A 4675-nucleotide genomic window follows, 5' to 3' on the forward strand; every position below is an offset into this window, starting at 1 on the left:
AGGGAGAGAAAAAGTCAGATTGAACATGTATTTGGCACTGTCAAACGCTGGATGGGGAAAGTGCCTCTTTTACTCAGATCAAGAAAGAAAGTACAGATTGAAATAGATTTATATACGACCGCTTATAATATCAAGCGATTGTGTTCCTTGTCTTCGATACCTTATTTGTTATCGAGGATAGCAAATAGCTTGTCGGAACTCAATAAAAGTCTATTTCATTCGCTCATATCGACTTTTATCGTTCTAAACAACCTTTTTGGGGCTATCTCACTTTTCAAAAAACAACGTGGCAGCGTATTGATCTGATTGGAGAATAAGCCTTTTTCACACAGTCTCTGAAACGAACGGCAAAAGAGAGCCTGCGGCAAAGGGGGGAGGGCTAAGACCGAGGTACGCCCCTTTTAGCGTGTCATTGCGGGCTTGACCCGCAACCCCATCCTAATTATAGAGGATTAGTTTAGTATGAGGTTGCGGGTCAAGCCCGCAATGACACGCTAATTCATAATTCACAATTCATAATTCCTCTCATTCACCTCGCCACCTTAAACCGGCGGTCGCCAACAACCACGATGCAAGGCCCGCCCGGCGCTTCCATCACCGTCTCGCCAGCAGGGAGGCGGAGGGAGCGGAGGAGGCTGCCGTCGAAGGCGTAGATGCGCAGGTCGGCGGCTACGGGCGTGCTGATGTGCAGCTGTCCGGAGGCGGTCCACAGGCGGACGGCGTCGGGCGTGACGGCGGCATTGGCGGTCGGGTCGTCGTTGCGGCGGATGCCGGTGACGGTGATGACGACGTCTTCCCGGATGTCGCGCACCACATATCGGCCGTCGCCGGCACGCGGCTCTATCGTCTCGCCCCGGTCAGTGGTGACGACCGGAACGGACTGGTCGTAGTCGGCATCGAGGGTGATCGAGAACGTGAAGTTCGTGCCCTCTTCCACTGTCGTCTCGCCGGTTGCACGGCTAAAGGTCGCACCTTCCACGGCGGGCAGGGTGACGGTGTAGTAGGTCGGGATGACCACGGGAGGGGTCGGAGGCGCAGACTTCTCGGTGACGGTGAAGATGCTGGTTAATGTGGTCGTGACAGTGGTGCCTGTGGATTTAAGCGTGACGTCTTTTAATGTCACCGTTACATTACACTGGTATTTGCCGGCACCGAGGGAATAGCTTGGGTCGGAACAGTCTTGGCCGTTGTTCAACTTAACCCAACCGTTATCCTTCCATTCATACCATACATAACTGACAGTGGCCCCGTCCGGAATATTGCCCGACGGCTGTAGTTCCGTCCGACCTCCCCGTGCTACTTCCACATCGGCGGGTGTTTCCAGGCTAAAGACGACGTCTTTATCAGCTAATGGTATCGTGACGGAACGAATCAGGCCGGTATAATCTTGGAATATCCCTCTATTTACGACTCCCTTCGAGCAAGTAAAACCGTCTGTGCTGCTTGTTTTGTTAAGCTTTAATGAACCATTTTCAGCAACAGCAATGGAGTCAAGCTTATTCTCCCCGTTCAGATATAATAAGGTATAACCTTTCTTAACCACCAGGCTATCCACATTGACGTTATTTATTGCCATCACGACCGCTGTCTCTGTTTTAAGCAACGACGCTGTGGCGCCATCCAGGATACCGTTAAACTCATGAGTAGTTCCCTTACTATCCGTATATTCCCCGTCTTTTGTAATAGTAATGCTCTTCTCGTCTACTATCTGTGATATCGGCTTCCCTACCTTATCATAGTGAGTTATTTGATCGGCAGTAGCAGAGAAGGCATCTACTATGTCCCCTCCCAAAGTAGTCCCTATCAGTTTAACATCTCCGTTCCCTGTCACTTGGTAAAGCGTGTATTCGGCATCCTTCGTCACGTTGGCGGTAAAATAGTTAGCCTTGTCGAGATACTGGCCGAACATCTCACGGGTAAACCGGATTTCTTCGTTTCCATGCTCGGCTACCAGTTCCGTTTTAGGTTTGTTGGTAAAGCGCCATTCAATAACGGGAACATCTGACTTATCATAACTGAAAATATGTCCTGCACACCGCAGTATGCCGCCTTTGCTAATCGAAAGTTTATTACTGATGTTGAAAATCGTTCCGTATGCATAAACCTTACCTTTCGCGCCAATCATGAAGGAGCCTTGGTCCTCAATGCCGATAGCTTGATTTCCTGCCCCATACACTTTCAGCACGTCGTTAGCCGTGACCGAACCGCCCGATAAGACTTTCAGTGCGTAATTATCTATTCCGGCCGTTACCTCATTCTCCACCATCACCGGCCCGTCCAGCTTTAGCCCACCGCTGACTTCGACGTAGGAGGCTTTGAGGGTGTCGCCCTTCAACAGCGTCCAGTTTGCGGAGGCGGGGACTTGCAGGCTGTCGACGAAGCTGCCGGAGCGGGCTTTCAGGCAGAGGGGCGTCGTGAGGTCGGCGGCAGAGGTCAGGAGGATGTGGGCGGCGGCCTTATTCTCTATGCTGTAATAGGCCTCGGTCATGCCGTCTGCGCAACCGAGCTTGACGATCTTCCGGTTGTCGGCCTCGCTGTAGGTATAGCCGCTGTCGGCAGCAGTTGCGGAGGTGGACATGGTGGCGAGGTCGATGACATAGGGGTTGTTGACTGTGCCTTTATCGGCGGCGCTTTGCATATTCTTATATACAGCGTATGCTCTCGGTCCCTGATCGTTGAAAGTGAAGGTGCTGACATAGTCATAAAGACTCATTCCTCCCAGCTGTCCTTTCTGAAAGTCCTTGCCGACCCTTACGGTTATGTTGTCGCCGTCGGGGTTGGTAGCGACTGCCTTATATGAGTTGTCGCTGTTGCACGGTATTGTGACGCTTCCTCCGTCCCAATTGACAGTGACGTCGGCGGTTAGGGTAGACTCCCACTCCCAGCTTATCATGTCATATAAGTAACCGCCATAACTATCGATTCCTCCATAGAACAGGAAGCGGTTCTTCGGGTCGACGTGGCATTCGCTGGATGAATAGCTAAACACATATTGGGTATCACCACTACCTTTCACCGTCACCATCCCTTCGGAGCGCAGGGTGATGTCGGTCTTCTTCCCTTCGGTCTGGCTTTTACAAATCTGGATAGCAGACGCGTAGTTAACGGAAGGCCCTGTCAACTCCGTCTCGTCTTTAAAGCTAAGTACCGCCGCCGTGTCTGTCTTAATGGCAAGTTGTACGGCTGTGCCCTTGCCTTTTACGCGGCCGCTAAAGGCGTCTCTACTTCCGCTGGTCCCTTGCTTGTGTATCCACCCTTCGGTGTTGGAGAAGATGAGGGAGTCGGCGGTGTAGGTCGGGGGTTCGTTTGTAGGGATTGTGCCGCTGTTGGCCGTGAGGGTCGAAAGGTCCAACGGGCTGTCGAAGACGGTGGTCTTTGCGGTCGTGCCTTGCAAGTTGCTGGTGAAGCCTTTGAGGATGGGGAGGTTGTCGGTGCTATTGCCGTTGCTGGTGCTGTATTCCCAAACTGCGTCGTCGCCTGTCGGGAAGAGCTCGTCGAGGTCGGTGTCGGTATCGGCGTTGATGCCGTCGATGTGCTTATAGTTTCTGTTTTTACTGACGCCTGTCACCTTGCTGTTCACCCGTATTTTGGTGGAGGCGTAGCAGGTGGCGGTGTCGCAATGATTAGTTTCTGCCTTTCCGCAAACACGGCCTAAGAAGTCATTCGCTTTGGAGTTCGTAGCGGTTATGCCTTCCGGATTTGCGGCGAGGGCGTGAGAGAGGAGGCTGCCGGACCCTATATAACCAGCCACACCGCCCATTAGGGAATAATCTTGTCCGGTTGTTTTTATCTTTCCTGTGGCATATACATGGCTGATGTTACTTTCTCCATCGATATATCCGACAAGGCCGCCGATATTTGCAATGTAATCACTGTTGGTGATAGCCCCTTTTACGTCGAGGGTCGCATAGCAATTCGTGATACTTCCTCCGGAATTCTGACCTATAAGGCCGCCGCAATAGTTGCTGTAAGTTGATTCCGCATCTATGACGGCATCATTTGCTCCTATGGCGAAGCAGTTCTGTATGGCGCCTTCATTATAACCGGCTAAGGTACCGGCATAAACATTCATACCTATCACCTTTATCCCTTCCTCCGCGACTTGGATTCCCAGGTCGTGGACGTTGTCTGACAGATAACCGAACAGGCCGGTATATATATAATAAGTGCTTGTATCCTCTATTTTATCTATCTTCAGTCCCTTTACCACCTTGTGGTTGCCGTCGAAGGTTCCGTTGAAAGGGGTAGATGAACTATTTCCTATCGGCGTCCAGTAGTACCCGGAGAGGTCAATGGTGTCGTTGTTGAGTGAGGTGTACAGCTCGACGGTGCAGTTCTTAAAGCCTTTCTGGTGGGGGTAGAGCTGCTGGGCATCTGTGCCGCTTTCCTGGTAGATGGAGCTGTTGTTTGTGATGTTTGCGATCCAGGCGAGGCCGAGGGCGGTCTTGACGGTGTAGAGGGTGTCGGTGCGGGTGGCGTCATTGGTGTTGGGGAGGGTTACCTGGACGTCTGTGGGCGTCCCGTCGGTACCGACGGAGACACTGGCAAGAACGTTTGCGTCTTGCCAATTGGTTTTAGTAACCTCGGTCGTTTCGTTGCCTTCCGCCTTGGCGGTTGGGGCAAGGAGGAGGAGGGAGAGGAGGAGGATGAGGGGGAGAGGGGTTGTTTTCATGAT

2 protein-coding genes are annotated in these 4675 nt (G+C 52.1%); one reads left to right on the forward strand and one right to left on the reverse strand.

All coding sequences use genetic code 11. The features are described from left to right. Positions 1 to 306 (forward strand): transposase (locus DWU89_RS20165; protein WP_147292162.1); only part of this gene is annotated, 306 nt, incomplete at its 5' end. Between the two features lie 223 nt (positions 307 to 529). On the opposite strand, the gene DWU89_RS20170 is transcribed toward DWU89_RS20165, so the two are convergent. Then, positions 530 to 4675 (reverse strand): GLUG motif-containing protein (locus tag DWU89_RS20170; RefSeq protein WP_316250686.1); only part of this gene is annotated, 4146 nt, incomplete at its 5' end.

The organism is Parabacteroides acidifaciens (genome assembly GCF_003363715.1).
Lineage (GTDB): Bacteria > Bacteroidota > Bacteroidia > Bacteroidales > Tannerellaceae > Parabacteroides > Parabacteroides acidifaciens.